The organism is Virgibacillus profundi, assembly GCF_002287375.1.
Lineage (GTDB): Bacteria > Bacillota > Bacilli > Bacillales > Amphibacillaceae > Virgibacillus_K > Virgibacillus_K profundi.
The window spans coordinates 231445-257952 of sequence record NZ_NPOA01000006.1 but is presented as its reverse complement, the minus strand read 5'-3'; the positions used below and the strand labels follow the sequence as shown (position 1 = coordinate 257952).

General features: G+C 36.2%; 25 protein-coding genes. 5 read left to right on the top strand and 20 right to left on the bottom strand.

Translation table 11 applies throughout. The features are described from left to right. Positions 1 to 181 precede the first annotated feature (181 nt). The 10 genes from CIL05_RS10765 to CIL05_RS10720 all read right to left on the bottom strand — a co-directional run bounded on the left by CIL05_RS10765 (position 182) and on the right by CIL05_RS10720 (position 9545). Entirely contained in the window at positions 182 to 1552 is a 1371-nt protein-coding gene (locus tag CIL05_RS10765) for a dipeptidase (RefSeq protein WP_095655532.1), read from the bottom strand. Positions 1553 to 1725: 173 nt separating this feature from the next. Beyond that, positions 1726 to 2640, bottom strand: coding sequence for a sensor histidine kinase (locus CIL05_RS10760; RefSeq protein WP_439144836.1), 915 nt, complete (start codon positions 2638 to 2640; stop codon positions 1726 to 1728). A gap of 14 nt (positions 2641 to 2654) precedes the next feature. Further along, positions 2655 to 3296: an ABC transporter permease gene (locus CIL05_RS10755; RefSeq protein ID WP_240510164.1), complete on the bottom strand. Its 642-nt coding sequence runs from the start codon at positions 3294 to 3296 to the stop codon at positions 2655 to 2657. 74 nt (positions 3297 to 3370) lie between these two features. After that, complete coding sequence (locus CIL05_RS10750; protein WP_095655530.1) at positions 3371 to 4285, bottom strand: ATP-binding cassette domain-containing protein; 915 nt, start codon at positions 4283 to 4285, stop codon at positions 3371 to 3373. A 95-nt stretch (positions 4286 to 4380) separates the two neighbouring features. After that, the gene (locus tag CIL05_RS10745; protein ID WP_095655529.1) at positions 4381 to 5061 is read right to left on the bottom strand and encodes a response regulator transcription factor; all 681 of its coding nucleotides are present in this window, start codon (positions 5059 to 5061) and stop codon (positions 4381 to 4383) included. A gap of 270 nt (positions 5062 to 5331) precedes the next feature. Then, positions 5332 to 6465 (bottom strand): bifunctional cystathionine gamma-lyase/homocysteine desulfhydrase, encoded by a 1134-nt coding sequence (locus CIL05_RS10740; protein ID WP_095655528.1) that lies wholly within the window; start codon positions 6463 to 6465, stop codon positions 5332 to 5334. Positions 6466 to 6478: 13 nt separating this feature from the next. Beyond that, positions 6479 to 7393, bottom strand: coding sequence for a PLP-dependent cysteine synthase family protein (locus CIL05_RS10735; RefSeq protein ID WP_095655527.1), 915 nt, complete (start codon positions 7391 to 7393; stop codon positions 6479 to 6481). Positions 7394 to 7409: 16 nt separating this feature from the next. Next, positions 7410 to 7871, bottom strand: a complete 462-nt coding sequence (locus CIL05_RS10730; RefSeq protein WP_095655526.1) for an S-ribosylhomocysteine lyase — start codon at positions 7869 to 7871, stop codon at positions 7410 to 7412. A 2-nt stretch (positions 7872 to 7873) separates the two neighbouring features. After that, complete coding sequence (locus tag CIL05_RS10725; RefSeq protein WP_095655525.1) at positions 7874 to 8521, bottom strand: class I SAM-dependent DNA methyltransferase; 648 nt, start codon at positions 8519 to 8521, stop codon at positions 7874 to 7876. Between the two features lie 388 nt (positions 8522 to 8909). Continuing rightward, positions 8910 to 9545, bottom strand: a complete 636-nt coding sequence (locus CIL05_RS10720) for a YhcN/YlaJ family sporulation lipoprotein (RefSeq protein WP_095655524.1) — start codon at positions 9543 to 9545, stop codon at positions 8910 to 8912. Between the two features lie 164 nt (positions 9546 to 9709). Here CIL05_RS10720 and CIL05_RS10715 point away from each other — a divergent pair, with 164 nt between their 5' ends. Beyond that, positions 9710 to 9946 carry a YhdB family protein gene (locus tag CIL05_RS10715; protein WP_095655523.1) on the top strand — a complete coding sequence of 79 codons (237 nt, stop codon included), beginning with the start codon at positions 9710 to 9712 and terminating at the stop codon, positions 9944 to 9946. 33 nt (positions 9947 to 9979) lie between these two features. On the opposite strand, the gene CIL05_RS10710 is transcribed toward CIL05_RS10715, so the two are convergent. From CIL05_RS10710 to CIL05_RS10675, 7 genes are all read right to left on the bottom strand, one after another. Beyond that, on the bottom strand, positions 9980 to 11248 hold the full coding sequence (locus CIL05_RS10710) for an anti-sigma-I factor RsgI family protein (RefSeq protein ID WP_095655522.1): 1269 nt from the start codon (positions 11246 to 11248) through the stop codon (positions 9980 to 9982). Further along, positions 11245 to 11973: an RNA polymerase sigma factor SigI gene (sigI, locus tag CIL05_RS10705; protein WP_095655547.1), complete on the bottom strand. Its 729-nt coding sequence runs from the start codon at positions 11971 to 11973 to the stop codon at positions 11245 to 11247. Before sigI ends, CIL05_RS10710 begins: the two co-directional genes overlap by 4 nt. Before the next feature lie 478 nt (positions 11974 to 12451). After that, a complete protein-coding gene (locus CIL05_RS10695; RefSeq protein WP_095655520.1) occupies positions 12452 to 13162 on the bottom strand; it encodes a PRC-barrel domain-containing protein in 711 nt (236 codons plus the stop codon). A 75-nt stretch (positions 13163 to 13237) separates the two neighbouring features. After that, a complete protein-coding gene (locus tag CIL05_RS10690) occupies positions 13238 to 14050 on the bottom strand; it encodes a S1C family serine protease (RefSeq protein WP_095655519.1) in 813 nt (270 codons plus the stop codon). Between the two features lie 30 nt (positions 14051 to 14080). Next, positions 14081 to 16111, bottom strand: coding sequence for an ABC transporter ATP-binding protein (locus CIL05_RS10685; protein WP_095655518.1), 2031 nt, complete (start codon positions 16109 to 16111; stop codon positions 14081 to 14083). Then, positions 16111 to 17859, bottom strand: coding sequence for an ABC transporter ATP-binding protein (locus CIL05_RS10680; RefSeq protein WP_095655546.1), 1749 nt, complete (start codon positions 17857 to 17859; stop codon positions 16111 to 16113). The genes CIL05_RS10685 and CIL05_RS10680 overlap by 1 nt, the downstream gene beginning before the upstream one ends. 415 nt (positions 17860 to 18274) lie before the next feature. Further along, entirely contained in the window at positions 18275 to 18511 is a 237-nt protein-coding gene (locus CIL05_RS10675) for a hypothetical protein (protein ID WP_095655517.1), read from the bottom strand. Between the two features lie 240 nt (positions 18512 to 18751). Here CIL05_RS10675 and CIL05_RS10670 point away from each other — a divergent pair, with 240 nt between their 5' ends. From CIL05_RS10670 to CIL05_RS10655, 4 genes are all read left to right on the top strand, one after another. Beyond that, positions 18752 to 19291 (top strand): beta-class carbonic anhydrase, encoded by a 540-nt coding sequence (locus CIL05_RS10670; RefSeq protein ID WP_165769103.1) that lies wholly within the window; start codon positions 18752 to 18754, stop codon positions 19289 to 19291. Between the two features lie 126 nt (positions 19292 to 19417). Next, positions 19418 to 20920, top strand: a complete 1503-nt coding sequence (locus tag CIL05_RS10665) for a spore germination protein (RefSeq protein WP_095655515.1) — start codon at positions 19418 to 19420, stop codon at positions 20918 to 20920. 8 nt (positions 20921 to 20928) lie between these two features. Further along, positions 20929 to 22047, top strand: coding sequence for a GerAB/ArcD/ProY family transporter (locus tag CIL05_RS10660; protein WP_095655514.1), 1119 nt, complete (start codon positions 20929 to 20931; stop codon positions 22045 to 22047). Continuing rightward, positions 22040 to 23185, top strand: coding sequence for a Ger(x)C family spore germination protein (locus CIL05_RS10655; RefSeq protein ID WP_165769101.1), 1146 nt, complete (start codon positions 22040 to 22042; stop codon positions 23183 to 23185). Before CIL05_RS10660 ends, CIL05_RS10655 begins: the two co-directional genes overlap by 8 nt. Positions 23186 to 23267: 82 nt before the next feature. Here the strand turns inward: CIL05_RS10655 and CIL05_RS10650 are convergent, their stop codons facing one another. The 3 genes from CIL05_RS10650 to CIL05_RS10640 form a co-directional block, all read right to left on the bottom strand. After that, positions 23268 to 24476, bottom strand: a complete 1209-nt coding sequence (locus CIL05_RS10650) for a quaternary amine ABC transporter ATP-binding protein (RefSeq protein ID WP_095655512.1) — start codon at positions 24474 to 24476, stop codon at positions 23268 to 23270. After that, positions 24476 to 25333: an ABC transporter permease gene (locus tag CIL05_RS10645; RefSeq protein WP_095655511.1), complete on the bottom strand. Its 858-nt coding sequence runs from the start codon at positions 25331 to 25333 to the stop codon at positions 24476 to 24478. Before CIL05_RS10645 ends, CIL05_RS10650 begins: the two co-directional genes overlap by 1 nt. Before the next feature lie 92 nt (positions 25334 to 25425). Next, a complete protein-coding gene (locus CIL05_RS10640) occupies positions 25426 to 26421 on the bottom strand; it encodes an ABC transporter substrate-binding protein (RefSeq protein WP_095655510.1) in 996 nt (331 codons plus the stop codon). Positions 26422 to 26508 lie beyond the last annotated feature (87 nt).

Sequence of the window (26508 nt, the reverse complement as noted above, 5' to 3'; positions counted from 1 at the left end):
TTAAACTGTAACTGGGTCATTATTAATTCCTCCTACATTGTTTATCGTCGTTGAAAAACATTGTATCATAAGGAATTAATGTGACCCTTTTTGTTTATCCTTTTTACACAATTATATGGACTTAATCTATAGAGAACTTCTCTATTTTCTACCAGTAAAGAGAAGAAGTTATGCAGTATATTTAACTATTATCCACTTCATTCCAATAATAAACCAAAGTCTCCATACCCTTATCAAAACTATCTAATGGAAAGCTCTCGTTAGGTGAGTGCAGGCGGTCGTCGGGCGTTCCGAATCCTAATAGCACAATTGGCATATCATAAATAGCTTCAATCCATTCTACTACTGGGATAGATCCACCCATTCTGACATAAACCGTTTCCTTACCAAATGCTTTCGTATAGCTTCTTGCAGCTTTTTCAATCAGTGGATGATTTGGTTCTACTTTATATGCTTTTGCTGAAAGCTTTTCTTTCTTAACCTCAACAGTTACACCACTTGGTGCGACTTTATTTACATGTTCCTCCAGCAATTGCTGAATTTTAACCGGATCCTGTCCCGGCACTAATCGACAAGTGATTTTTGCTGTAGCAGATGACGGAATAATTGTTTTTGTCCCTTCACCCTGGTAGCCTCCGTAAATCCCATTGATTTCAAAGGTTGGTCGTGCCATTGTGTGTTCTTTTGCTGTATAGCCTTTTTCCGAAGCTGTTTCCTTTATACCCGCAGGTTCAGAGTAGTCCTCCCCATCCACTTGTTCGATTAGCTTTCTTTCATTCTCAGCAAGTGGTTCTACATCATCATAAAAGCCATCAACTGTTATAACCTCTTCCACATTTTTCATTGATGCCAAAATGTGATTTAAAGCCATAATCGGATTCCTGACTGCCCCTCCATACATACCTGAATGCAGATCATGATCAGGGCCAGTAACTGTGATCTCAATTCCTGTGAAACCTTTTAGTCCATAAAGAATGGTTGGCTGATTTTTAGCAACCATTCCTGAATCGGATATCACAGCAAAGTCAGCTTGGAACTGTTCTTTTTTATCATGAAGAATTTCATATAAATTCTCACTGCCAATTTCCTCTTCGCCTTCAATACAAACTTTTACATTCAGTGGGAGCTTTCCTTCTGTTTTCATCAATGCTTCAAAAACAGCCAGATGCATAAACACCTGCCCCTTATCATCACTTGACCCTCGGGCATATATGCGTCCATCTCTCACCTCTGGTTTAAAAGGATCACTTTTCCATAATTCAATTGGATCTACTGGCTGAACATCATAATGACCATAAAATAATACTGTTGGAGCATCAGGGCCTGCCCCGTTATATTCTGCATAAACTAACGGATGTCCCCCGGTTTCCTGTTTCTCCACATTTTCAAAATTTATTTCTTTTAAATATGTAACGATAAAGTCAGCTGCTGCCTCCACATCTTTTTTATGTGCACTATCCGTACTGACACTGGGTATAGACAAAAAATCATTTAATTTTTCCAGTAAATTTCTTCGATTTTCTTTTAAGTAAGCCAATGCTTTTTCACTCATGCCGAATTCCTCCAATAAGTTTATTTACCTTTCATTCTAGCATACGGGCAAATGAAAAGGACAGTTCGACTGGTAGTCCACTTGGTATGTAGAAAATATCAAATCATATCATTTTAAAACCTTTTTAACAATTGCATTACAGCCATTTAAACAACCTCTTGATGTTCCCCAGCCTAATCCCATTTCTTAAACGATACGTCAATCCTAAATTCATTTTCATGAATATCAGCAACTACTTTACCCTTTTGTTTGTTGATAAGTCGCTGAACAATATGCAGCCCTAATCCAAGCTGCTCACCAGTTCGACTAATATCCGATCTATATGTTCGATCAAAAATTCGATGGAGATCAGTACGATCAAACTCAGCAACATCATTGACTGCTCTTAACCGGACATATTCTTCTTCTTCAATCAAGTTAATTGTTAAATAGCTCTTGGCATATCGTAACGCATTTTGAATAATGTTTGTCACAATTCGATTTGTTGCTTTCTTATCAGCAAATATAGGAGATACGATAACTTCATCGACATGTATCCTTAACTGGTTTTTTTCAAAATCATTATAGAACAGTAGCATAGTATCCACGACAATTCGATCCAAAAACTGCTGTTCCATAATCAATTGCTTGTCTGATGAGTCAATTTGTGAGAACTCATAGAATAAATCGACCATCATGGTGAGATTGTCAATTTTCCTTTGAATAATAGTTAAAAACTCTTTCTTTTCTTCTTCAGATAAAGAGGGATCATGTAACAAATCCGAAAATCCTTTCATTGAGGTTAAAGGCGTTCTTAAGTCATGAGAGATATTGGTAATTTCTTGCTTTAGTTCTTTTTCTCTCTTTTGCGTGTGCTGTTGATCTTGCTTGAATAAATGAATGAGCTGGTTGATATTCGTGATAAATCGGATAAGGCTTTTACTATGCGTATTTGTGCGAACCAATTCATTTGTACCGAAACTTTCAATGATTTCTTCTAATTGTTTCGTCATCCTTCTAATATCCCAATGAAAAATAAGAAGGATTCCGATACTTACCATTAGAAGTAAAAGCAAAATAATGATGATCAACCAGCTACTCACTTTCATTCATCCCTTCTATATCAATCGATGTTTTGTTTTGCGAATCTTTTTGCTCCTATTAGTAAAGAGATTACTGAAATCACAATGCCAGTAACCCAATGACGATAATCGAAGTGTGCAGAATTATTCACAAAGCTCATTAAGTTTTCGTTTAATAGTGTACTTGGCGTATAATCGAACAGCATGTATAACAGATCACCAGAAAAAATAAAAATGAATAGGAACATGATAATGATATAGACTTCACTGACTTTCAGCATTTTCAGTGCATGTATCATAAAAAAGCCACTGAGCACAATCGGCACCATGTTTGAACTAGCTATCAAGAAATTCTTGACTGATTGTCCTTCACTAGCCAAAAGCGTTTCACCCAATGTAATCGTTAGAATTAGACCAATCACACATATCAACAGAAAGTAACTTAAAGTTAGGATTAGCTTTGACCAAAAGACTGTGTTCCGAGAGACACCAAAGGATACAGATTGTTTAATTAGAGATGCATCTTTCCCTGTAAGAGCCGAATTAAAGAGTAATCCTACAATCATAATTAGTAGGGTACCACTAATGACATTTGAATAAAGAAACATACTCGTTGCATAAGGAAAATTCGGATCCTGCTGATGAGTATAGTACAAGACAGCTGCTGCTACGACGATTAACAAACAACAAATCACACTTGTCATATAAAGGCTCTTTTTTCGCAGCAAACGATAATTTTCGCTTTTAATATAATTAATCATTTTTCATTCCCCTCCACTAATCCTAAGAAGTACTCTTCTAAGTTCAGTGCCTCCATACGAAACTCCATCACAAACACTTCATTGTCGATTAAAAGGCGATTGATTTCTCCGCCTTCCTCTACATGATTTTGAATAGTTATTAGATGATCAGGAAGGATTTTATATTGAATATCAGCATATCCTTGCTCTAACAATCGTGCTGCTTTTGCTACATCATCAACTTTAAGATGAATTTGTTTCTTACTTTTTTCATCTAAAGTCTGTTTACTTAAATCATCGACAATTACACCATTCTTGAGAAATACAAAACGTGTAGCTAGTAATTGTAATTCAGTTAAAATATGGCTGGAAACTAATATCGTTATTTGTTTTTCTTGATTTAGCTTCAATAATAACTTACGAATCTCCATAATCCCTTCAGCATCCAAACCATTGATTGGTTCATCTAGCACTAAACAATCTGGACTACTTAGTAGGCATAGGGCTATGCCAAGCCTTTGCTTCATTCCCATGGAGTAGTCTTTAAACCGTTTCTTCTTTTGATTTGCTAAATCAACAATTTGCAAAACCTCATAAATGCGTTTCTTTTCAGTGACACCCCGTTGAATTCGAAAATACTCTAGATTCTGAGTTGCAGTAAAATCCGGAAAAAATTCTGGTGTTTCTATCATGAAGCCCATTCTTTTTTTGGATTTGCCTATTTTCTTGCCTGATTTACCAAATAATTGAATGTCTCCTGTAGTTGGCATTAATTGTCCCGCAAGCATTTTAAAAAACGTTGATTTACCAGCACCATTTTTACCAATTAAAGCACAAATTTCTCCTTTTCTTAATGTGAAATCAAGGGGTTCGATGATTTCTTCGTTCTTAAAGGTTTTCGTCAATTGATACGTTTGAATAATGGAATCCATTTTGTTGACTCCTTTGCTAAATTTTTTGATACATTCAGTTTAGCTTAGTAGTCTTTAAATTCCCTTAAACAAAACGTAAAGAAATCATAAAGAAATTAAACCAGCATAAAGCCTACTCCCCAAATTGTCTTTATATACTCGTCAGAAGTGAATTCAGCCATTTTTTTACGAAGATTTGAGACATGGACACTAATGGTATTATCATCGCCCAAATAGGTTCCTTTCCAGATTCTTTCATAAATCTCCTTTTTGGAAAAAGCACGCTCCGGATGACTCACAAATAAGGAAAGAATATCGAATTCTGCATTTGTTAACTGCAACTCTTTGTTTTCTAAAGATACAGATCGTTTTTCTTGATTGATTTTCAGTCCACGCCATACATTCTCAGCCGACCGCGCGGGATGAGCACTTGATTTTCGTAATTGAACTTCAACTCTAGCCACTACCTCTGCTTGGTTAAATGGCTTGGTTATATAATCGTCTGCCCCCATTTTTAATACTTGTACTTTATTTTCTATATCAACCTTGGCTGAAATCACAATTATTGGAATCGTACTCTCTTCCCTGACCTGTTTTATTAATTCTTCCCCACTTAAACCTGGTAACATTAAGTCTAATAAAATTAGATCATATGTATTATTTTCAAGCTGCAGGAGTCCTTCTGTACCAGAATAAGCCACAACCGAAGCCATACCTAATTTTGTTAAAATCACGCTCAGTAGCTTACTGATTTCTTGATCATCTTCAATTATTAAAATTGTTTTACCTTCACTCATATTCATCACCGTCTTTGGACACATTATCGTTCTATATTATTTCTATTGATTATAACCAATTATAGCTTATTTTGTTTGATAAAATACAGATTCACTTAGTAATATTGGAATCGAAGCATGAATGGGTGGGCATTAAAAAACGAAAAAGAATTATTTTAGATTCCTTAGCATGGCCATATCAACAAAAGATAGCATACCAATCAAAATGTGATTTGGTATGCTATCTGTTAATTTATAAACTAGTTGTTCGATATGGCTAATCTTTATACCTTACTTCAAACCTTCATTCAAATCTCCAATTAGATCCTCCACATCCTCAATCCCAACAGAGACTCGGATAAGGCCATCAGTAATCCCAAGCTCTTGTCTTCGGCCATGCGGAATGGATGCATGCGTCATTTTTGCTGGAACAGAAATTAAACTTTCAACTGCTCCAAGACTCTCTGCCAAAGTAAAGTATTTTACACGGTCCAGAACTTGTGCTGCTTTTTCCCCACTGCCCACATCAAAGGATATCATCCCACCAAAGCCTGCAGCTTGGTTACCCGCAATTTCATGACCCCGATGGTTTTTAATACCTGGATAATAAACAGAAGAAACCTGCTCATGATTCTGTAAAAACTCCACAATTTTTTTCGAATTTGCTTCAATAGCTTCCATGCGTAATGCAAGTGTTTTAATTCCACGCATTAAAAGCCAGGAATCCTGTGGTCCCAATACTGCACCAACTGAGTTTTGAACAAAGTGAACTTTTTCAGCCAAATCTTTTGAATTAACTACAACTAATCCTGAGACCACATCACTATGTCCACCAATATATTTTGTTGCACTATGCAATACAATATCTGCTCCATGATCTATCGGTTGCTGCCAATATGGTGTTGCAAATGTATTATCCACAATTAATAATAAATCATGTTTTTTAGCGATTTCAGCCATTTTCTTAATATCTGTAATCTTTAGCAGAGGATTTGTTGGTGTTTCAATGAACAATGCCTTTGTGTTCTCTTGAATAGCAGCTTCAACTTTTTTAGGGTAGCTTGTATCAACAAACGAATGCTCCAGATTAAATCGACTAAGTACCTTTGTCATTAACCGGTAAGACCCACCATACACATCATCCGTCATCAAGACATGATCATTTGAATTTAAAAGCATCATAACAGATGTGATCGCAGCCATACCTGACCCAAATGCAAAGCCAGCTTCCCCATTTTCCAGGTCAGCAATCACCGTTTCAAGTGCATGTCTTGTTGGATTTCCGGTTCGGGAATATTCATAGCCACGATCGTTCCCAACACTATCCTGCTTATACGTACTTACCTGATAAATTGGTACAGATACTGCTCCTGTTGCCTCATCACCTGTTATGCCACCATGGATCATTTTTGTTTTAGCTCTCATTTTCACTTCCCCCTTAATCATAAATACTTTTACTTAAATATCGATCACTGCCATCAGGAAAAACCGTTACAATTGTTGTCCCCGGTTTAGCGTTTTGGACTTCCTGCAATGCGGCATACATAGCTGACCCGGAAGAACTGCCAACAAGCAGACCCTCCTTCTTTGCCAACTCCTTCACCATTCCGAATGCATCATCATCTGATACTGTATACACCTGATCCATATAGTTCCTGTCCATATAGTCCGGCAAAAATTCCATACCAATTCCTTCTGTTCGATGATGACCAGGATCGCCTCCAGCAATAATTGACCCCTCAGGCTCAACAATCACTGTTTTCACTGCAGGTTTTCTTTCTTTCAAATACCTGGCAGTTCCCATAAAAGTCCCACCAGAACCCGCACCTGCCACAAATACATCCATATCACCATTTAAATCATTCCAGATTTCAGGTGCAAGTGTTTTATAATAGGTTCTTGGATTCGCAGGATTCGCAAATTGCTGTGGGGAGAAACTATTTGGAATTTCCTTCACTAATTGCTTGGTCTTTTCAATTGCTCCCATCATCCCTTGCGCTTGAGGAGTTTGGACAATTTTTGCACCTAATGCGTTCATAATCATTTGCTTTTCCTTACTAAAATGTTCCGGTACACAGAAAATAACAGATAAGTTTTTGCCCAAAGCCGCAAGAGCTAAGCCGATACCTGTATTACCAGCTGTCGGTTCAATAATTGTACCGCCTTCTGTAAGTGTTCCTTTTGCTAATGCATCCTCAATTAGCTCTATGCCCAGCCTATCTTTCACACTTCCACCAGGATTGAAAAATTCCAGTTTTGCATATAAACGAACCCCATCTGATAAAGGAAAATTAGTTAGTTGCAATAATGGTGTTTCACCGATTAATTCATGAATAGATCGATAAACTGCCATGCTGATCGCCTCACTTTTAGAAAACTTCGTGCCACTCATTTCGATGTTCCAGCATTTCCTTAGCAATATCTTTGGCACCTTCCAGGCTATGATTAGCTGCCCAGCCACATTGAACTTCATTGCAAGCAGGCACCTCGTCAGCATTAATTACATCATTTAAAGTTTTTTCCAGTGTATCCAGCACTTCATCATAACTGTCATTATTTAATATCGCTAAATAAAAACCGGTTTGACAGCCCATTGGGCCAATATCCAACACATTATCCATGTGGTTACGGATGTTTTCTGCCATAAGATGTTCAATGGAGTGTAGGCCTGCCATTTCCATATGCTCTTTATTCGGCTGCTTAAAGCGTAAATCATATTTATAAACCTTGTCACCATTTGCTCCTTCAGTTACTCCCACTAATCGTACATATGGCGCTTTAACTTTCGTGTGATCCAGGTTAAAACTTTCTACATTCATTTTTTTTGACATGTTTACCTCTCCTCACTTGTCTTTTCAGCTACAACAAGCCAGACAAATTCGTTCATCTGCTTAAAAGTTACATTAAAGTTATTATTTTTAAAAATATTCTGCATTACTTCTAATGTGGTGTAGTATTCCCTTTGTAAATCTTCGGCTAAATCTGTATATTCTTTTTCAGAAGCTTCATTAATCATTTTTTGCTTTATATCCTCTGACTGAAACATGGTATCACCAAAAACAATTTTTCCATTTGGAGGAAGGATATCAGCAAATTGTGCAACAGCAATTTCTTTTTCACTATCTGTTAAATGATGAAATGCATAGGTGCTGACAATTGTTTCTACGGCATCAACTTCCGGAAACGTAATGAAATCGCCTTCCAGTAACGTTAATTCCGGATATTTCTCAGAAGCAATATCCAACATTGCCTGGGATGGCTCAATTCCAATCACCTCATGTCCTGCATCCATTATTTTTTCTGTCAAATTCCCTGTACCAACACCAAATTCCAGCACTGTCCCCTCGGAATTTTTCACAACTTCATCCAGGATTTTATTATAATTTGCAAATACAGCTCTATATTGAGGGTCAATGCCCGTTACAGTATCATCATAAGTTCCAGCCCACTCTTCAAATAGATCAAGAAACTCGCGTCCCATTTCATACTCAGCTCCATAAATTTATTAATTCATAGTATTATACTATGTTTAGTATGAATTATTATATGTATCAGAATATCACATGTTACCTTTTTTGTAAAAAGATGAACCTGATCTTTTGAAGCATTGTGTGTAGAGAGGCTTTCTATTGGACAGTTCGAAGCTTGATTTGGAGCATTTGGGCGTAGAGAAGCGTTCTATTGGACGGTCGAAGCTTGATTTGGAGCATTTGGGCGTAGAGAGGCGTTCTATTGGACGGTTCGAAGCTTGATTTGGAGCATTTGGGCGTAGAGAGGCGTTTTATATTAGCTGATTCTCAGCTTCATTCATAAATTAAATAAAAAAATACGAGTGACTATGCAGCATAGTCACTCGTAATTAATATTATTTACCTTTCATTCTCCGGGAATAAGCGTTCAATCATATTACCGAATTGATCAAAGAATCCTTCAATTGGTTCACCATTATCAACATCATCCACATAGTTATTTGTTAGATCAACAAAATCTGGATTTGTTGAGACATAGACATTGTCAATATCATTATCAACCGATTTTACAATTTCACTTATCTGTTCCTTCACTTCATCAGTTAGTTTATCACCATCATTATTGTTGGTATTTTTGTTGTTATTATTGTTGTTATCATTAGTGTTATCGTTATTTCTATTGTCACTATCCAGATTAGCTGCCACATATGCATTATTATCAGTTGTAAGCACATATGCGTTATCTATTTCATCAATTTTATCTGTAATCTGATCTGCAGCTTCTCCTGCAACATCATATCGGTCATTTCCATTTCTGTTTCTTTCATTATCATTTCTTTCCTGAGCTTGATCGGATGTTCTTCTCATATTGTAGTCGCGATCGCCTTCAAATCCGGTATTATCATTGTTGTAACGGGTAGGCTCAATATTATTATTGTCCATTGCACCTTCCTGGTTATCATTATTATCACCATTAGCACATCCAACAAGTGCCAATACAAGCACTAGCATGATACTAAAAAATTTCCATTTCATAAAAATCCTCCTTATTGTTTTGATTTTAGTATGTATCAGGAAATTATTATTATTCCTTGTTGGTAATCACCTTTTTTTGGTAATTACACCATTTTTGTATCAGACAATATATATAAAATAAGGAGACAATATAAATAACCCTTTACATTTAAAGGAGGGCTACAATGGATATTCCGGATTATGATAAAGCGTTATATTACACACTTTGGGGACAGTGGGATGATTTACTGGTGCTTATGGTTCGTACAAATGATGATATGCTGTCAAAAAAAATCCAGCTTTTCCTGCACGCTTACCATTATTCTTTAGATGAGTCTAAAATTATGACCAATCACGATAACCTTCTTTATTATATAGACCATGCGATGAAATTTGAGCCTGTAGTTACAATGGAAATATAAAAAGAAGAGGCTGCCGAGTCTGCAGCCTCTTCTTTAATGTCGACCATTATTTCCATTGCCATTGTTGCCGTTATTTCCGTGTCCGTTGTTGCCATTGTTTCCATTCCCGTTATTTCCTTTACCATTATTGCCATTATTCCCTTTTCCATTGTTACCGTTATTACCGCTGTTCTTATGTTTTCCATTATCTTTCTTATGTTTATTACCATTGCCGTTATTTCCTTTGTTTTTATCATTACCATTGTTGTTTGATTGCTTATTTTTCTGCTTATGATGTTTCTCAGATTTTCCATTATTTTTACTCTCGTTACTGTTTTTATTTTTCCCTTTGTTTTTACCATTAGAGTTTATTTCGCCATTTTTCTTTTTTAACTCACTGGGATGAGATTTTTCTTTTATACTTTTTGACTCAGTAATATCCTTCTTCACTTTGTCCACTTTCGGTCTTTCTTTGATCATTGAATTATTTTCTTTTTGATTTTCATTCGATTTCTTTGGCGTTATTTTAATTGTTTCCTTATCGGTGCTTTTACTTTCTGAATGATTTTTATCCGTATTATAAAAAGAATTAATAATTGCTCTATCTTCATCATTCATCGATGCTTCCCATGTTTTATTATCCTCGGGAGTTTTTTCTTTTCCGATAATCGTTGTTGCCATTACTTCATTCATTGATTTCTTATTCTTTTCTGCTTGTTCTCTAATGTTTTCAGGAACATCAAATGTTGCTATTTCCCATTCCGAATTATTTTTTTGGAAAAAATGCTCTATATTTTTATGTACAGATAATTCCTCTTTCTTTTCTGCGGTATAACTAACCCCGATCAACATATTTTTACTATCATTAATTAATCCTGTTTCTTCACTCTCTGCCATGATTTTTTCAATAACTGTTTCCATTTTTTCATTTTCATAATCGGTTAATTGTTTTACAATCAAATCTGCATCGTCATTTAATGCTCTGATCGATAGTACATTTAATTCATCATTAACCTCTAATTCAATGCTTGGGTTAATATCAATATTTACATAGGCATATGTATTACTCTTACCCATTGCAAAATAAAATGGCAGCGCAAGTAATAGCAGAATACAGACCATGGAAAGTAGACGAACAGGTGCATTCATTTTTTTTGAGGGAAAGAAAAGGAATGCTGCTTTTTTCTTATACACCAATGGTTCATAGACCACTTCAGAACCTACCTGAGCATGTTCAATCGGAATAGCCTTTAGAAAGATACCTTCTTTCGTCATGATGATTGTAAACTGCTTATGCTTCTCCATTACAATCCCTTTATTCACTGACCCACCCCCTTTAAATAATCCTTGAGATAAATAAAATCTTCATGAAGAACAATAAATATCGCTATTATAAATTTCCGGTTGCGTTCCAACGTTTTTTTACTCACATCCACAAGCTTCAGTAAATCTTTGATTGGCAGCTTTTTCTTCCGATAAACATAGGCTCTTAATTCTTCATTTCCAAAAAGAATTCGTGCTGTTTTGACAGCAGAGTCGCGTGCATCCCTATGTTTGGGTGATGCTTCGGTGAGCTCCAACAGCGTCAGATTATATTCTTTCAGCTTTTCAACGAATTCCTCAATTTCCTCCCGGCGATACAATGTATCCTGTTCCTGGCGGTATCTTTCTTTTACTGCAATTATTTCTAATGGGTTTTCCATTTGCTCTGCATCATAGCTATCATCCAACGATACAGGAAGAGCCCTTTTTTGAGTATAGCGAATATAATCAATCACCTTACGTTTAACAACGAGCTTGGCAAAGGATAAAAAAGAGCTCCCCCGTTCCGACGAGTACGATTTTATAGCTTCATTAAATGCGGATAATCCAATACTGAATTCATCATCTTTCTCCGGATCAATATAACGTTTGCAAACTTCAGAAACACACTTTGCGATAAAAGGCTGATAGGATTTTAATAGATGATTTAATACTGCTTCATCCCCTTGTTGGGCCGAGACAATCATATCTTTAAGGGGCATGTCTTTAAGTGACCTGCTCATCATCAACTAATAGCACCCCCAGCCATTATAAAATTCGTACTATTTTTTATATTTTTGGGTGTAGTTTTCAAGTATTTTATTTCACTGACAGGAAAGTATAACTTTTTTAGGAAATCAGTATAAGTGCACAAAGGAAAGCTACGTAAGCATTTGCATCGCAGACGAAAAGTATTTTTCGTTGAACTAAGGTTTGGCGATAAGCCAAGTTTTCTAATATTAAAAGTATTTATAATCATTTTCATATATGTCACGATGTATCCACCATCTTTATTATATATTTATGTCATTAAAATCAGTTATTATTTTCAATATAATAATCTTAACGTACTACATCACCGGTTTCTATCCCAAAACAATTACAATTTGTTTAAATATCAGTTACTAACCGTTTTAAATGGCTTTTTATGTAATGTCTTTTATTTCGAACAAAAAAATGCCTCCAGGTTTTGCCGGGAGGCATTTTTTCACACTGAAATAAATTTTAAAGGTCGATCAGAATGCTTTCTTTCGTTTTATATATCTTTCTCATTTTCACTTCTTCCAATGATTTTTTTACATATAAATCGTGTTCAAACCAATCAGCAGATTCGATATCTTCTGTAGGGAATACGAAATATTCTTCCTCAACAGGATGATCACTGCTTTGTACGATAATATATTGTATTTTCCATTTTTGATCATCATAAATCATGTCCGCAATTGTTCCAATTTTTCCGTTATCGGCATGGACTTTAAAACCAATTGTTTCGTCTTCGCTACGGAGATCATAATCACGATGTGAATCAACTGGCTGTTCTTGAAGCAATGCTTCTTCATGGTTTTTATACGCAGTCATTGGTGATTCATTCGGACCCCAAAGCATGTTTCCCGTCCAGTATTTAGTCCACCCATAATAACCAACCAGGGAATTTTCAACATCCTGGGTGATCAATGTCTCATCAGGTATGGATGGACTATTGCGTACAGTTTCTTTGTCGAACTCAACCTCAAGAAATTTATCTGCTTCGTTCAATGTAAGAAACGATGAAGGAGATAATAAAACCCTTCTTCCGGGCAGCCATTTTCTTGTATCAATTATTGCATAGCGGATTGCCCATCTTTTATCATCAAAATATAAATCTTTTACTTTGCCCATTTCTCCATCTGATGCATGTATGTTATATGTTTTTAAATTCGAGGATAAATAAAACATGTAAAGCGCCTCCTTAAAGCCGTTTACATGTTTTATACCCGCATTCTATTTTCGTGAAACAAAATTATTAATTATTTACTGCTGATCGTAGTAATAATCAATCGGTACAAACAATCCTACCCTTCCATGTTCTCCGTGATCCAATGTGGCAAATATAACACCAATTACCTCACCATCTTTATTGATAATGGGACTTCCGCTATTCCCACGATATACGGGAGCTTCTATCATTAATACTTCCTGCTCCCAGCTGGAAAGCTGCGTATAGCCAATAATTTTTCCTTCGTTGGCAATCCCATTAAACCTAAGAGGATTCCCGATAAAATCTATTGCTTCGTCTTTTTCAAATGTTGTTTGATCAGCCAATGTTAAATGCGGCATATCTTCCTCATTGGTCTCCAAAATTGCCAGATCTATTGACGGATAAACTTCCGTGACCTCTGCAGATAATAACCCATCATCAGGAAAAGCGACAGTAACTGTATCTTCCCCTTCAATTACATGGTGATTTGTCATGATCTTTCCATCACTTGATATAGCAAACCCTGTTCCCTTACTATCTTCTGTTTCCACGACGACTACTGCTTTTTTATATGCTTTAGTATCATCCTGACTTGATAGCTTGGCTGAAGTTATTAAAAAGTCGATTGCCGGAATGGAAAATGTTTGTGGTAATAATGCAACAACATTAAACACCATTGCTAAAGCAATTAACCAAAACGCCCACTTGGGAAATGGTCGTTTTGGCTTGGGTTCTTTTTCCTGGCTTGCCCTGACTATTGCTTTTCTTTTTTCTTCCTGTACTAATTCATACAGTTCTTCATCCTCAAATTCTTCATATAAATCTTCATCTATAACATCATGATTATTCTTATCTTTATGATCCATAACGCCACCCCGTAACCAGCATAAACTACTTTATACAGCTGTTTTTCTTCTTCCCTGCTGCATCTGATACATCTGATAATATAATCCTTTTTCATCAATTAGCTTGTCATGATTACCTTGTTCTTTTATTGTACCATGATCAAGTACAAATATCTTATCAGCTTGCTGCACAGTTGATAGACGGTGTGCGATTACCAGGGTTGTTCTGCCTTTTTTCAATACATCCAACGCTTTTTGAATAATGCTTTCCGTTTCTGTATCAATATTTGCAGTTGCCTCATCCAAAATTAGGATTGCGGGATCAAACGCTAATGCTCTGGCAAATGATAATAATTGTCTTTCCCCAAGTGAGAAAGTACCTCCACCTTCTGTAACCTCTTCATCATATTTATTTGGAAGTTTTTCAATAAACCGGTCTGCTCCAACTTCCTTCAGGGCCTGAATTGCCCTTTCCCTAGTAATATCCGGATCATTCATGGTTACATTTGAAATGATCGTACCGGAAAAAAGGAATGGATCCTGCAGAACAATACCCATATGACTTCTCACCTGTTGACGGGACCAATCCTGTGTACTATAGTTGTCAATTGTAATCGTACCCTTCTGTGGATCATAAAAACGGAATAAGAGATTCATAATGGAGCTTTTTCCTGAACCCGTATGCCCCACAAACGCAGCTGTCTCACCTGCTTTTACCTCAAATGAAATATCCTTGAGAACATAATCTCCCTCGTTATAGGCAAATGAAACATGATCAAATAAAATATTTCCACGATATTTATCCACCTTATCATTTACAACATTTTCCCCATCATGATCAAGCAATTCAAAGACACGATTTCCGGCAACACGGGCCTGCTCAATTAATGGTAGCTGATTCACAATATCTGTAACCGGTTCAAATAATCGTGTTAAATAATCTACGAACGCATACAACATTCCAATTGAAATGATGCTGCCAACCCCTAATGAAGAGGAGCCAAAGTACCAAATAAAGCCCACAAATGCAAGATTGCGAAATACGGTAACAAGGTTATATGAAGTTAATGAACTCAGCTTTACCAGTTTGCGTTGGTATGTGAAATGACGTTCATTCAAAACCTCAAAATCTTCCTTCGTTTTCTTTTCTCTTCGAAATGCCTGAATGATCGGCATTCCCTGGATCGCCTCATTGATATTTCCATTTATTTCACTTATTGTAGAGCGGATAACAGTATTGTATTTCGTTCCAAAATGTTTATATACCTTCATCCAGACAAAAATGAGTGGGATTAGCAATAAACACATCGTAGCAAGTTTCGCATCCAAAATGAATAATGCCACAAAAATCCCAGCCATATAAATAACACTCGTAACAACTATCGATAATACACGTTCATACAAATCGCGAATTGCTTCCGTGTCATTTGTAATCCGGGCAACTATTTTACCAGCGGGCTGATCCACATAATAATTTATTGGAATCCGCTGTGTATGCTCGAACAAATCATTACGCATCTTTTTAACAATTTGATTAGATGATTTCTGCAATAAAAATGTTTCAAAAAACTGAAAGAATCCAGCAATAATCAATAGCACCATATATAGCCCTAGTAAAAATAAAATAGGTCCCTGTTCAGGCTTAAAGAAAGGATAAACTTCTGCTAATGACAGCCGCTTTCCTGCAAAAGTCATTGTATCCTCAGAAGTAGATATTGTAATGGTATTATCCTCCACGCTACGTTCTCCTTGCAGTGGTACTTCTTCATTTACAAAGTAATATGCCGTACCTATTTGAAAAACAGTCGCACTGTCCCCTATTTGTTGATCATCTTCTGTTAAACGATCTGCTCTTTTATAATAGCTATCGTCGTACGGGACAGTGTATTTATCATCATCTATCAAAACTTCCTGCCAGTTTCCTTCTACACCAAGTATATGTTCATCAATGACAGTTTTTGCGATTAATGGCCCTGCAAGTTCAAGTGCAACAGCAATGATTAAACAAGCCATACCAATTAAAATACCTTTTTTATAATGTAATGCATAATCAAATAATCGTCTTTCTGTAGATCGTTTCATTAGTTGGTCACCTCCCCATCTTCCAGCTGTTGTTGACTATATTGTTCTTGATACCAGCCATTTAACTTCATTAATTGTTCATGTGTTCCCTCTTCAATTATTTTCCCATCCTCCAGCACAATAATGTGATCTGCATGGGTCACAGCTGACATCCGATGTGCTGCAATAAATGTTGTTTTGTTTTTCCGTTCTGTTTTCAAATGTTCAATAATTTTTGCTTCTGTTTTCCCATCCACTGCTGACATGGAGTCATCCAGAATCAGAATTTCCGGGTCCTTAATAAATGCACGTGCCAAAGCAACACGTTGCTTTTGTCCACCTGAAAGTGTTACACCACTCTCACCTACCTGTGTATCCAATCCTTTAGGAAGTTGTTTTATATCTTCCAGAAAATGCGCAAGCTCCATGACTCGATATATTTCCTTATCCGTTGCATCTCCTTTACCAAATTGAATGTTTTCACGGATTGTTTTGGAAAACATGATCTGATCCTGTGGAACATAACCAATCCATGATCTGATTTGTTCCATACTGATCTCCGTTATATCAACATCGGATATTGTAATTTTCCCTATTAAACCAGGGTATTGTCTCAGCATCAATTTGAATAATGTAGTTTTCCCTGCACCCGTTTTCCCTACAATTCCAATCGTTTGGCCTCGAGTTACCTTTAAGCTTATACCGCTTAATTGCTTTATTTCTGTTGCTGGATAGGAAAATGAAACATCATTGAAATGAATGGAGTTTACATGGGAAACATCTTTTACGTTTTCTGCATTCTTAACATCTGCCACGTAGTCCAGTGTCTCATTTACTCGATCCAATGAAGCATTTCCGCGTTGCAATATATTAATCAATTCTCCAACCGCAAACATTGGCCAAATGAGCATTCCTAAATAAACATTGAATGTAACTAAATCCCCTAACGTCATTTTATTTTCAAATACAAGCATGGCACCATAGCCAAGCCCAATTGTGTATGATAGACCAACAAGTATCTGCATCGTCGGTTCAAACAATGCATCGATTTTTGCTACTGCAATATTTTTTTGATAAACATCTTCTGTCATTGTCTCGAACCTTTTTGCATCCTGTCTCTCCTGAACGAAAGCACGAATCACACGTACGCCACGAACGGATTCCAGTACTTCATTGTTCATATTACCAAAGGCTGCTTGTGCTTTCGTAAAACGGGCATGAATCGCTGCACCATACTTATTCATAACAACAGCCATAATTGGTAATGGAATTAATGCAGCCAGGGTTAACTGCCAGCTGATTGTAAATCCCATCATTGCCACAATCATAAGCATAAAAATACTGGAATCCACTAATGTCAGCACACCAAAACCTGCTGTCAGACTGATCGCTTTCAGATCGTTTGTACTTCTCGCCATTAAATCCCCTGTGCGATATTTCCCGAAAAATGTCGGTGTCATTTCTAAAAAATGCGACATTAATCGACTGCGAGTCCATCTTTCCAGAATCACAGCCCCTCCAAAAAGTGTGTAATCCCATAAAAATGAAATGGCATAATGTACAATGATCAGTACCAGGTAGCCCGCCACAAGTGCCACTAGTAATTGCATTGTTAATGTCTCAAATTGTATTTTATCAATCGTAAAACCAACTAATTTAGGGGGTATTAATCCAATCGCACTTGCAATAATCAATGAAATAATGGCAAATGTATATCTTTTCCAATAATGTTTAAAAAACCAATCTAATTTCTTAAAAACCTGAAACATAAAAACCACCATCTTTTCTTTCTCTTTATTTGTTAAATCAAAAAAAGCATACGCCTATGACGACGTATGCAATCAGTTAAGAGGTTGAAATAGATACAAACCTATCCCTATATCCCTATAAATTACAAAGGTCACAAGCATATGTGACCTTTAAAAGTTAAAATGTGCATAATGTATTATTGCATTAGTGAGCATTTTCACCGATGGAGGTCACAGAATATATGAAATTGTTTTTTGGAACATCTATTATTTTTTCCATTTCAGTGACCTCCTTTCGTTTTTTTGATTCTCAATAATTATAGTATTTAGATTATTTTAAGTCAACAACTTTTTTACTTTTCTGAGAAAAAAACCAAACATAGCATTTTCCAATTACCCTAAATTGATTCTCTCCAAAAATAGGGGCTGAATAAAATTAATGGATATTCGTTTCCAAATCACTTTTAGGATTTACACCAAGTTTCGCCATTTTCTCTACTTTTTCACGTGGTACATTTGTGGAGAGCGAAATTTCTTCGACTGAAGCGAACTGATTTTTAGTAATAAAGCTTCGTACCCTATCTCTTTCTTTAAGACAGTTTTCGCACATTGGAAATGGACTGCTTTCCATTGGTACTTTACATAAACGACAATTCCGAACAATCTCTCCCATTGCTCCACCCCTCGTATTTATTTATTGTTTCCATTTTACACCATTCGGCAAAATAGAACAATGAGTTTTTAGAAAAATGAGACTTTGGTCATGTGATGGGTAAAATTACAAAAGTTTAAGTGAAACTAAAAGTAAATTAATTTCATTTTATACATCAAATTTCCAAAATTCATTAAAAACTGCTATAGTTTTTTTAAAGTATTATAATAAAGGAGTTGATTTCAATTGCATTTAGAAGAGATGCTTGAATACAACAAACAATTTGTAGAAGGAAAACAATACGAAGTTTACAAGACAGACAGTATCCCTAATAAAAGAATGGTCATATTCACCTGTATGGAATCACGGCTGGTGGAGTTGCTTCCCAGGTCATTAAACATTCAAAATGGTGATGTGAAGATGCTCAAAAATGCAGGGGCAATTATTCGCAAGCCCTTTGACAGTATAATGAAAAGCATCCTGGTTGCAGTTTTTAATCTAAAGGCTGAAGAAGTTGTTGTCATTGGTCACCATGACTGCGGGATGTCACATGTTGATACAGATGCATTAACAAACACGATGAAGGAACGTGGGGTAGAAGATGAAAGGCTAGACACCCTCCGTCATGCTGGAATTGATTTCCATGAGGAATTTCATGGATTTGATACGGTTGAGGAATCTGTTCAACAAAGTGTAAATATAATTCGCAATCATCCACTCCTCCCTTCTGAAGTAAAAGTACATGGACTTGTAATTGATCCAGGAACAGGAAAAATTGATGTTGTGATGAAGGATAATTAATTCTTTAGTAGACAGTCACGGAAAGCTATCACAGTAAATGTGGTAGTTTTTTTATTTTTTATTATATTTTTCTCTGTTCTTCACATACTAACGGTTAGTAAACTGACTGTTAAGGAGGAGAGGCATGTGAGAAAAAAAAGAAAACAACAACTAAATAGTCTCTTCCCGATAACAGTTGAAAAATTAGAGCAGCTTATGAATGAAAGGTTTGAAAATAACCCGGATTTAAGCATTTCAACTTATGAGCATCAGGATAAAAAAATAGCTGTTTTTTTTATTGGATATTTAATTCAATCAGATAAAGTCGAGAACTTTTTAGTAAAACCATTATTGGAAAGTAAAAAAGAATGGACCAATAATTTAATTCTTAATGAAATTCCAATAGGCTCAGGACAGGAAACCAAATTACTTGATGACATACTTGAAGGACTAATAATTGGAGAAGTTTTTGTTTACATTGAAAATGAAGATTCAGCCATTAATTATTTGCTCCCAAAAAAAGAAAAACGTTCACTTGCTAAAGCAGAAACAGAATCTGTTGTGATTGGACCACAAGTAGCTTTTACAGAATCAATGGTCACGAATTTGAACCTTATTCGCTGGGGTCTAAGATCCACTGATCTTGTACTGGAAAAAATTATGGTTGGAAAAAGAACCCCACGTGAGGTAAGGCTAGTCTATTTAAAATCAATTGCAAATGAGACAGACATCAACACGATGCGCCAAAGATTACAAGAAGTAGAAGTAGATGCCGTAGAAGATAGCAATGTATTAATGCAGTATATTGAGGATTCATCAACGTCAATATTCCCTCAATTTTATTCAACAGAGCTACCTGATCGGGCAGTCTACTCGCTAACTAATGGAAGAATTGCAGTATTAGTGGAAAACAGTCCAACGGCAATAATTGCCCCTACTACATTTTTTAATTTTTTTGAGTCAACAGAAGATTTATATATGCGTTGGAATGCTGGTTCTTTCCTTCGGTTGCTAAGGTTTATTGCTATGTTCATTTCGGTGACCCTAACACCGATGTACGTTGCAGCCGTTACATTTCATTATGAGATCATTCCAACTCAATTGCTTATTTCAATAGGACAATCCAGAGCAGGCGTACCTTTTCCTCCCATATTTGAGGCATTATTTCTCGAACTGATGATTGAATTATTACGGGAGGCTGGTGCCCGATTGCCGACTAAGGTAGGACAAACAATCGGTATTGTTGGTGGTGTTGTTATTGGAACAGCTGCTGTACAGGCAGGGATAACAAGTAACATTTTAATTATTTTTATCACAATAAGTGCATTAGCATCTTTTACAGCTCCCAGCTATCTAATGGGAACTTCGATTCGAGTACTGCGTTTTCCAATGATCATACTAGCAGGAATTCTAGGAATTATCGGGATCATGTTTGGAATATGTTTCATGCTCATTCATTTATTAAAATTAACTTCATTAGGACGTCCATACTTATCACCGATTTACCCACTTCGGTTAGAAGATTTTAATAAAGTACTTTTCCGTTTGCCACAGAATTATCAATGGAAACGATTTACTTCTTTTCGACCTAAAGATTTAACACGATTCTCCAAAAATAAGGCTGCTGAGAAAAAGGACATAGATGAGTAGGTGAGACTATGGATATTAATGTAAAAGTAAAATCAAATCTGGGTGTACGGGCGTTTTATTTGTTTTTCATAATTTCATCACTGCAATTAGGTGTTGGGATAATGGGTGCACCAAGAATTATTTTTATGGAGGCACGCCAGGATTCATGGATTTCAATTATTATTGCTACCATTTATATCATCATTGTTATATTTGTTATGTACCTTATTCTTAAACAATATGAAAATGCAGATATATTCGGTATTCAGGTTGATATTTTTGGAACATGGCTGGGGAAAATGCTAGGTACCGTTTATATCATATATTTCGCTGCCACCTTACTATCCGTGCTAATTACCTATACTGAAGTAGTTAAAATCTTTATCTTCCCCGAGTTAAGTCCTTTTGTCATGGGGTTACTGTTAATACTTTTAATCACTTATAGTGTTTTAGGCGGTCTCCGGATTATTATCGGCATTAGCTTTCTCTTTTTCCTCCTTACCCACTGGCTACTTTTTTTATTAATTGAGCCAGCATTAGAGATAGATATCACCCATTTCCAGCCAGCTTTTCAAGCCTCCTTTACAGAATTACTAAAAGGTGCAAAGGCAACTAATTACACTTTTATCGGTTTTGAAATACTCTTTTTTGTTTATCCGTTTATCGAAAACAAGGAAAAAGTAAAATTGCCGGTTTTTTTAGCTGTATTTTGGACCGGCCTTTTGGTTCTTATCACTACAGTCATAGCAATTGGTTTTTACAGCCCGGATCAGTTGGAAAGAAGAGAATGGTCTGTATTAAACTTATTTAAAGTTCAATCATTCTCATTTATTGAACGGCTTGATTATGTTGTTGTGGCTGAATGGATGATGGTAATTACCCCAAATATGATTCTCCTGATGTGGGGAGTTACTTATGGAATGAAAAGACTGTATAAAGTTCCCCAAAAAACAACCTTGTATATAGTTTCTTTCTTCCTTTTAGTTGGTTGTACATTTATTGACCAGCATTTTCAAATTCAAAAAGTAATCAATGGAGTGGCACAATTTGGATTTTGGATTGCCTATGTATACCCATTTTTACTTCTCCCACTCATATTATTAAAAAAGAGAAGGCGAAAGCGCAGAGGTGATGAAAACAGTGCTTAATCGAATATTAATCAATCTGATAATTATCTCTTTCATTTTATTTACAGGGTGTGTTCAGTCGAAAGAACTGGAAACTCTGGGAATTTTGAATACCCGCGGTGTAGACCTATCCAAGGAAAACAATGGTCAAATAGAGACTACATTACTTATATACCAGTTTGATGCCCAGAATAAAAATATTTCCAAGCTACTTTCAGGGACAGGCAACACACTTAAAGATGCCAGAGAAGACGCAAATAATAAAACAACATTTTTATTAACTCCAGGACAAATACGATTGGAATTATATGGAAAGGAGATAGCTCAAAAAGGAATTCTTAGATACTTAGCGGCACTAGCACGTGATTCACGTGCATCAGATACCATGTTGTTAGCAATAAGTGACACAACAGCAAAAGATGTGCTTATGAAAGGACAGTCACAAACAGAAATTAATGTTGGGCAATTTTTACATGGGGTAATCGATACAGAATATAATGAAGACAGTCTTCTAAGGATTGATTTGCAAACTTTTAGCCATATGTTTGCTGATATTGGGCATGATCCAATATTACCAATAATTTCGTTGGAAAATGATCTCCCTAAACTTTCAGCCATGGCAGTCTTTCAAGATGATAAATATGTAGATAAAATTTCATTAGATGATGGCTTTCTCCTAAATCTATTTCAAAATAGAGTAAGTTCTGCACCTGTAGAACTTACAATTCCAAGAGAGCCATTTAAAAAATATGAACAATACAAGGAGATTTCTAAAAATAAGGAAGAAGAACTTCATATTAGGGTTCTCTTAAAAGGAAAAAGTAAAACAAAAATGACTAATGTACAAGAACAGCATTTCAAAACAGATATTGATTTGGACATAGAAATACAGGAATTTTCACAGCTATTAAATATAGAAAACGGGCATGTTGCTGACCTTTTGAAAAAAGAAATTGCAAAAGAAATCGAGCAGCAATATGATACTCTCTTAAATAAGCTCCAGGAAATAAATGCTGATCCATTTGGTTTTGGAAATATTTATCGCTCAAATAAAAAAGATGGGAAATTAACAAAAAAAGAATGGCGAGAAAAATTCCCTGAGATAAAAGTTGATTTTAATGTGAAAGTGAGGTTGCTAAATTATGGAACGACACAATAGACGGAAGTTTCACTTCATTTGATCTTCCTGCTAAGCAAACATAGGATAAAAAAACTGACCACGTTTGGTCAGTTTTTTTATCCTACCCATGATATTCTTCACTCTCATTAATATCGTCTGATACAAGCCCTGATAATACATGAACACGTAAAATGAATCCAACTACTTTTTCTTCCTCGTTGACAACAGCAAGTGGAAACATAGACTCCAGTGCCTTCGGAATTAAATCATTCACATATTCATCTTTTTTGACAATGGTAACATCATTCCGTAATACATCTTCTAATGATTTCTTTTCTTTGATCCCCTTAATCGCATCATCAATTGTAACGATTCCTTTCAGATGACGTCCACGATCGACAACAAACACACTGGATATGCCGTTTTCTTCCATTTCCTTAACAGCTACATTCAAGCCATCTTTCATAGACACAAGCGCATTTGGTTTAATCATGACATGTTCGGCCTGAAATACCTTGGAACGATCGATATCCTTAATGAATTCAGAAATATAATCATTTGCCGGCTCTTCAATGATTTCTTCCGGTGTACCTACCTGAACAATCCTGCCATCCTTCATGACAGCTACCCGATCACCTAATTTAAAGGCTTCATTCACATCATGTGTAATGAATATAATCGTTTTTTGTAAACGCTCCTGGATGTCCAGAAGCTCCAATTGCATTTCACGACGAATAAGCGGATCCAATGCACTGAAAGGTTCATCCATAAGCAGGATATCGGGATCATTTGCAAGTGCACGAGCTAGACCGACACGTTGCTGCATGCCACCTGACAGCTCATCAGGGTATTTATCTTCATATCCCTTTAATCCAACACTTTCAATATTATCCATGGCAATCTTGCGACGTTCTTCCTTTGAAACATTTTTAATTTCCAGTCCATATTCTACATTTGCAAGAATGGTTCGATGACTAAATAGTCCAAAATGCTGAAAAACCATCGCTATTTTTTCCTGTCTTACTTTTTTTAACTGGGAGCTATTAAACGAAGCGATATTTTCATCATCAATATAGATGGAACCATCTGTTGGCTTATTTAACAAATTAAAGCAGCGAATAAGCGTTGACTTTCCACTACCCGACAAACCCATTATGACAAACACTTCACCCTTTTTTATGTCCAATGAAGCGTCATATACACCAACAGTATGGTTTGTCTTTTTTAGAATTTCTTCTTTAGACATACCTTGTTTGATCATAGGGATAACAGATTTTGGCTTAGCCCCGAAAATCTTTGAAACATGCTCCAGTTTTACCTTTGTTTCCATTAGTTTACCCCCCTATGCTTTTGAAATTTATCTGCTACACCATTCGTAATACGATCGATGATAACAGCTAAAAATACGATACTGATCCCTGCTTCAAATCCTAGAGCAATATCAATACGATTAATTGCAACAAGTACCTGTTCTCCTAATCCTGACGCTCCTACCATTGATGCAATAACTACCATAGCCAGTGCCATCATGGTTGTCTGGTTCACACCCGCCATTATCGTAGGCAAGGCTTGAGGCAGCTGAATTTTTCGCAGCATTTGTAATCTTGACGAACCAAAAGACTGTGCGGATTCAATTACCTCTTTATCTACTCCCCGAATCGCCAGCTCTGTTAAACGAATTACTGGTGGCAATGCATATATTAATGTTGCAAAAATGGCAGATACATTACCTAATCCAAAGAAAAATATTGCCGGTATTAAATAAACGAAACTCGGCATTGTCTGCATAGCATCCAATATGGGACGCATCACATTTGAGAAACCCTTACTATATGCCATCCAGATACCGGACGGAATACCAATCAATAAACAAATAATAACTGCGGTCAGTATAATTGCAATGGTTGTCATCATATCTTCCCAAAGACCAAATGTACCTATCAGAAAAATAAATGCTCCAAATAAAACACCAGTTAGAATAGATTTAAAATACCATCCTAAAGCAATAATGATTAAAATAAATAACCACCATGGCAGCCAAACCAGGAAATCATCAATTCCATTTATGGTTCTTGATGAAACTAAAAATATGAAATCAAAGAAACCTTCCAATGATGAATCTAAGAAACTTACTAACTGATCTACATAATCCCCTAATTTTGTACGTATATCAGGAAAACTACCCATAGGCAGACTGTATGATTATACAGCCCTCTCACCTCACATTTCTTGTAATTTTATTAGAAAAGCAGCTAGACCAGTGGCTAGCTGCCTCTATATTAGTTCAATGACTCTTTTATACTTTCAGCTATATCTTCCGGTACCCAGCTCGTCCAAATATCTTCATGTTCGTTCATCCACCATTCAGCGGCTTCCTCAGGCGAAGCATCATTTTCATCCATATAACTTAATGCTTGCTCAGTTAGATCACTGCTCGTTTCATAGTTGCCTAAAAATTCATATACATCCGGTGCTTGATCCGGAAAATCTTTATGAACGGCAACAACAACATCATTTGGTGGAAATTCGGTAGCTTTTGTTTCATTCCATGTTTCTTCATCATATTCCGGTTCTTCCAATAAAGTTAAATCATATTGTGCTGTAACTGCTGTGGGTGACCAATAATAACCGACCCACGCCTCTCCAGCTTTATATGCATCGACCAGATCAGCAACTGCCGCAGCATCAGAACCCGGCATAAAGTTATTCATTGTTTCGTCTAGTCCATAAGTTTCAAACTTAGCATTAATGGCCTCTGCAACAGCCCAACCACTCGGTGCATTAATAATTCTTCCTCTACCCGGATCTTCCGGATCTTCAAAAACCTCCGGGTATTTCTTTAAATCTTCCACTGTTCTCAAATCAGGAGCCATTGGTTCAATACCACGTTCCTCATCACCTTCAATGACATATGTTGGAACATACAAACCTTGTTTATTATCATCAAAGTTTACAGAAACTTTTTCGAAGTCCCCTGCCTCGATAGCTTCTTCATATACTTCCTTAATATTATCTGTCCAGACTTCTGTATAAACATTTATATCTCCATCCCGCACCCCCTGTATTGTAGCAGCAGTTGAGCCTGACGTTACTTCGGTGTCATACCCGTATCCTTCTTCAATAATTTTTTGGGCAATACTATTATGCACCCGGATGCTATCCCATCCCGCATCAGCTAAAACTATTGTCTCTATTTCACCGTCTGCCCCTGAATCCCCACAGGCAGAAAGAACTACTAATATAGCAGCAGAGAATAATAATATTAATTTTTTCATGATTTCAAACCCCTTTTCTTTTTTAAAAAATCCTGGTAAATGAATTGAATTTTCCAGCTAAATAACTTTCCTAAAATAAATGATGGA

Bases quoted from the DNA above. Each gene is read 5' to 3' on its own strand.
- CIL05_RS10765 (WP_095655532.1), bottom strand. From the start codon at position 1,552: ATGAGTGAAAAAGCATTGGCTTACTTAAAAGAAAATCGAAGAAATTTA.
- CIL05_RS10760 (WP_439144836.1), bottom strand. From the start codon at position 2,640: ATGAAAGTGAGTAGCTGGTTGATCATCATTATTTTGCTTTTACTTCTA.
- CIL05_RS10750 (WP_095655530.1), bottom strand. From the start codon at position 4,285: ATGGATTCCATTATTCAAACGTATCAATTGACGAAAACCTTTAAGAAC.
- CIL05_RS10745 (WP_095655529.1), bottom strand. From the start codon at position 5,061: ATGAGTGAAGGTAAAACAATTTTAATAATTGAAGATGATCAAGAAATC.
- CIL05_RS10740 (WP_095655528.1), bottom strand. From the start codon at position 6,465: ATGAGAGCTAAAACAAAAATGATCCATGGTGGCATAACAGGTGATGAG.
- CIL05_RS10735 (WP_095655527.1), bottom strand. From the start codon at position 7,393: ATGGCAGTTTATCGATCTATTCATGAATTAATCGGTGAAACACCATTA.
- CIL05_RS10730 (WP_095655526.1), bottom strand. From the start codon at position 7,871: ATGTCAAAAAAAATGAATGTAGAAAGTTTTAACCTGGATCACACGAAA.
- CIL05_RS10725 (WP_095655525.1), bottom strand. From the start codon at position 8,521: ATGGGACGCGAGTTTCTTGATCTATTTGAAGAGTGGGCTGGAACTTAT.
- CIL05_RS10720 (WP_095655524.1), bottom strand. From the start codon at position 9,545: ATGAAATGGAAATTTTTTAGTATCATGCTAGTGCTTGTATTGGCACTT.
- CIL05_RS10715 (WP_095655523.1), top strand. From the start codon at position 9,710: ATGGATATTCCGGATTATGATAAAGCGTTATATTACACACTTTGGGGA.
- sigI (WP_095655547.1), bottom strand. From the start codon at position 11,973: ATGATGAGCAGGTCACTTAAAGACATGCCCCTTAAAGATATGATTGTC.
- CIL05_RS10695 (WP_095655520.1), bottom strand. From the start codon at position 13,162: ATGTTTTATTTATCCTCGAATTTAAAAACATATAACATACATGCATCA.
- CIL05_RS10690 (WP_095655519.1), bottom strand. From the start codon at position 14,050: ATGGATCATAAAGATAAGAATAATCATGATGTTATAGATGAAGATTTA.
- CIL05_RS10685 (WP_095655518.1), bottom strand. From the start codon at position 16,111: ATGAAACGATCTACAGAAAGACGATTATTTGATTATGCATTACATTAT.
- CIL05_RS10680 (WP_095655546.1), bottom strand. From the start codon at position 17,859: ATGTTTCAGGTTTTTAAGAAATTAGATTGGTTTTTTAAACATTATTGG.
- CIL05_RS10675 (WP_095655517.1), bottom strand. From the start codon at position 18,511: ATGGGAGAGATTGTTCGGAATTGTCGTTTATGTAAAGTACCAATGGAA.
- CIL05_RS10670 (WP_165769103.1), top strand. From the start codon at position 18,752: ATGCTTGAATACAACAAACAATTTGTAGAAGGAAAACAATACGAAGTT.
- CIL05_RS10660 (WP_095655514.1), top strand. From the start codon at position 20,929: ATGGATATTAATGTAAAAGTAAAATCAAATCTGGGTGTACGGGCGTTT.
- CIL05_RS10650 (WP_095655512.1), bottom strand. From the start codon at position 24,476: ATGGAAACAAAGGTAAAACTGGAGCATGTTTCAAAGATTTTCGGGGCT.
- CIL05_RS10645 (WP_095655511.1), bottom strand. From the start codon at position 25,333: ATGGGTAGTTTTCCTGATATACGTACAAAATTAGGGGATTATGTAGAT.
- CIL05_RS10640 (WP_095655510.1), bottom strand. From the start codon at position 26,421: ATGAAAAAATTAATATTATTATTCTCTGCTGCTATATTAGTAGTTCTT.